This is a genomic window from Barnesiella sp. CU968 (genome assembly GCF_905219685.1).
Lineage (GTDB): Bacteria > Bacteroidota > Bacteroidia > Bacteroidales > Muribaculaceae > Lepagella > Lepagella muris_A.
The window spans coordinates 1-3,350 of the sequence record NZ_CAJMXD010000322.1 but is presented as its reverse complement, the minus strand read 5'-3'; the positions used below and the strand labels follow the sequence as shown (position 1 = coordinate 3,350).

Below are 3,350 nucleotides of genomic sequence, written 5' to 3'. Positions count from 1 at the left end.
CCCATAAATCTGTTGCAGTTAATTTATCAATTAACCAGAAACGCTCGGATTTGTCTATGTATATCACAGCAAAGTTATCAGTGGTAAAAGTCCAACGAAAATAAACCGGTTCTCCGCTGATACTTCCATCGTCCCATTTTACCCATTTGTATGAGCCGGTGCCGTTGGTGTTAAATTTATATACCCATCCTTCTTCCTGAAATTCATTCGGTTCAAAGTTAGGTGTATGCTCATAGACCAGCTTCCACTCCCTTGCAGTCAGTTTCGCAATTATTTCCTGCTGGTCACTATCATAATAACCTGTACGTTCCTCACATGAAACGAGAACGAACGCAACCAAAGTTAATATCAGGTAGTTCAAATACTTCATCTTGCGATAGAAACGGTTACGTTGTCGCCACAGATTAAGGTTATTCCACTTAAAGTCTTATTATTATCAAGGATTGACGGTGCGACAAGCCGATAGTTATGAGTTGGAATAAAAGACTTGACACCCGAAATAAAGATAATCTTGGAATCGCTATTGCTCTGATTCCCCAGCGACACCTGTGCGCAATAGAATGTTGTGCAGTTGCCGATATTAACGGTCATTACCATATCTGACTGAGCGAAGAAGCTCACACTCCGGCTTTTGCCTTCCTCTAAGGACAAGGAAGCAACTCGACCATGAGAATAGTAATCCTCGTTTAGTTTTGAGATATAAAATGAATCGTTGGCATCACCGTCTATTACGACATTTGAAGTCAGCGTAGAATAGATAAATGCACTCACCCCGCCGGAGCGTTTCACTGCTGACAGTTGTCTGTTTACAGCCTCCATCTCTTTGATGAAACGGTTTCTGTTAATCTGGCTGACAGTCATAAGTTCCTCTCTGCCGCTATTGAGCAGATAATCCGAGACTGTAATCTTTTTATCAGGATTAAGGACGAAAGTTCCCGTAGTCCGGTCAACCTCTACAAACCGGGCCATTATCTGCGCGTCAGTTTCGTATGCTCTAATGGCTTCCGGCTCATTGAACACAGTGTTGCTTTCGCTGCATCCGACAAGGAGTGCGGCTGTCCCTAATGTCAACAGTAATATCACTTTGATGCTTATATACTTCATAATCGCTCAATAATTTGAGCAAAATTAGTAAGTACAAAGTTTCCATGCAAGACAAAAAGTTTAACGGCGACAGTTTTTATTTTTCTATGCATTAGGCAATTAAAGATTGCAAATATGGCGATTTTGGCGCAGACTCTCCAAAAGTTTAACGGGAGGAACAAAATTGAGGAATCAGAGCCTTTTCAGGAGTTTCCGGATATATATGCCGATGTTGGTTTCGTGTTCGTCAATACCGAGTTTGCTCCTGATTTCGCTGCTGATGTTGTAGTGGCGGCGTAGCTGTATATAGTTGCCGACATCTTTCCCTTTCAGACCGATTGCATACAGACAAAGATAGTTTATCTCATATTCGGTCAAGCCGTGTTCCTCAAGATACTTTATGAACATGGGGTGCGATGCCTTAAAAGCAAGACGGTTTGAGTTCATAAACCGCTCCTTGTCGCTTATCTTCTGTCGGAGCCACTCATCATAAGCGTTGACATTGGTATCTTTATCCAATATCCGCGCGGCGAAAAGTCTATTAAGCATTTCCACACGCTCCTTTATAACCTTTCTGACATCATCGGGCAAATCTTCTTTATCGGACAAATCTTTTAGCTGCTCGTTTTCTGTTTCGAGCTGTGAAATCCGCAACCTCATATTCTCGGCGGTGAGTTCAGCCGTATGTTTTTCCAACTCCAAAACCTCATTCTGCCTCAGAAGTGCGTCATTTTCAAGTTGCAGACGGGTCTTTTCGTTTTCAGCGACTACCCGTTTCATTCGTCCTATACGATAGAAATAATATATCACTCCGACAACTATCAGCAGGATGAGCAATGAGCATACGCTCAGCCATATTATTTTATCCTTATGTTGGATTTTCCGGAGATTGCTCAATTCCAAGTCATGACGCACCTCTGCAACCGTAGTTTTTTGATAATATATCTTGGAATTTTCTCTTTCTATTGCATCATAATATGTTTTGTAGGAGGCTAACGCCTCTTTGTATTTATCATTGGCTTCCAATGTTTTAGCTTTAAGCCAAAGATATCTGGACGATTTGCCGACTTCACCACATGAATCAATCAAATTCAATATATATTCCGCCTTCTTGGCTTGATCCAATATAAGATATCCATTAGCTATATTAAGTCTGGATTCATCATTCATCATTGAATAATCCGAAACAGTATCCAACAATGATTTTATGGCAGAGTCTGACTCAAACCCGATTAGATACGTCTGTTTAACCAATAATCTTTCATCCTGATAGTCCGGCACATATTGAGCAAGAGAATCTACCAAAGGCATGATGCTGTCGGATAGTTGTCGATTGCCTAATGCAATACTTCCATCCAATGCCTTTATAAGACTTGATTGCTGATATCTGTCATTATTCAGTTTGTCGTATAATTCAGCCGCCATAAGGCTGCTGGAAACATAATCCTCAATCTGATATGAAGAGAAATACAATACACTTTGAGCTACAAGCATGTGGGCATAAGTGAGCGAATCCCTACATTCATTTTTGAAATCATTTGCTTTCAGAAATGTCTGCATTGCCATATCAAAGTCCGGTATGTTCTGGTATATACGCCCTTGATAGTAGAGTGTCTTTAACTTCTCATCAGGTGTGCCTTTGTCCTTGTCGATATAATAGTCGATTGCCGGCTGGAGGACGTCAAAGGTGGTAGTGTCAATATAGTTCTTGTCAAGAGCCTGCGACATGAGCAGTGCATATCGGGCTTTCTCTGCTTCGGAGGTGACCAGTTCTGTATCAATCCCTTTGAGGACAGATAACGCAGAATCAGGTCGTTCTTCCATGATATTTTCGGCAACAGTAAGTTGCCGGTCAACTGCCGGATTGCCGGAGCATGAAACTATTATGCTTGTCACAACCACTGTAACAAGCATCAGAATCCAATGAATTATATGTGGGTTTTGTTGTTTTTGCATTTATAGAAAGAGGCAGAAATAGAGCCTACTTAATTACAAAATTAGCTAAAATTCTCGACATTAGGGCAATGCACGCTTATGATTTAGCATGTTTTGACAAAAAAACTGACAAAAAACATATGTAAAAACAGTGGCAAGTATATGGATACACACCATACAGCAGATTGACGGCAAAAGCATTGTCGGGCTGATCACCGGAAATGAAGACCCCGGAATCAGTTATGACAGAGAACTGGGTTTCCACTTCCCTCATCAGTGGAAACCCTACCCTCTTGAGGATATCGATTATATGAGCTCTGATTTGTATGCTC

At 41.1% G+C, this 3,350-nt stretch carries 4 protein-coding genes; 1 reads left to right on the top strand and 3 read right to left on the bottom strand.

The annotated features are described in order from the left end of the window. From JX312_RS10885 to JX312_RS10875, 3 genes are all read right to left on the bottom strand, one after another. Nucleotides 1-361: 4-hydroxy-3-methylbut-2-enyl diphosphate reductase (locus JX312_RS10885; RefSeq protein WP_204458011.1), on the bottom strand; the 361-nt coding region annotated here is incomplete at its 3' end. A 5-nt stretch (nt 362-366) separates the two neighbouring features. Next, nucleotides 367-1,104, bottom strand: coding sequence for a hypothetical protein (locus tag JX312_RS10880; RefSeq protein ID WP_204458010.1), 738 nt, complete (start codon nt 1,102-1,104; stop codon nt 367-369). Between the two features lie 171 nt (nt 1,105-1,275). Beyond that, a complete protein-coding gene (locus JX312_RS10875; RefSeq protein ID WP_204458009.1) occupies nt 1,276-2,979 on the bottom strand; it encodes a hypothetical protein in 1,704 nt (567 codons plus the stop codon). A 190-nt stretch (nt 2,980-3,169) separates the two neighbouring features. Here JX312_RS10875 and JX312_RS10870 point away from each other — a divergent pair. Beyond that, nucleotides 3,170-3,350: hypothetical protein (locus JX312_RS10870; protein ID WP_204458008.1), on the top strand; the 181-nt coding region annotated here is incomplete at its 3' end.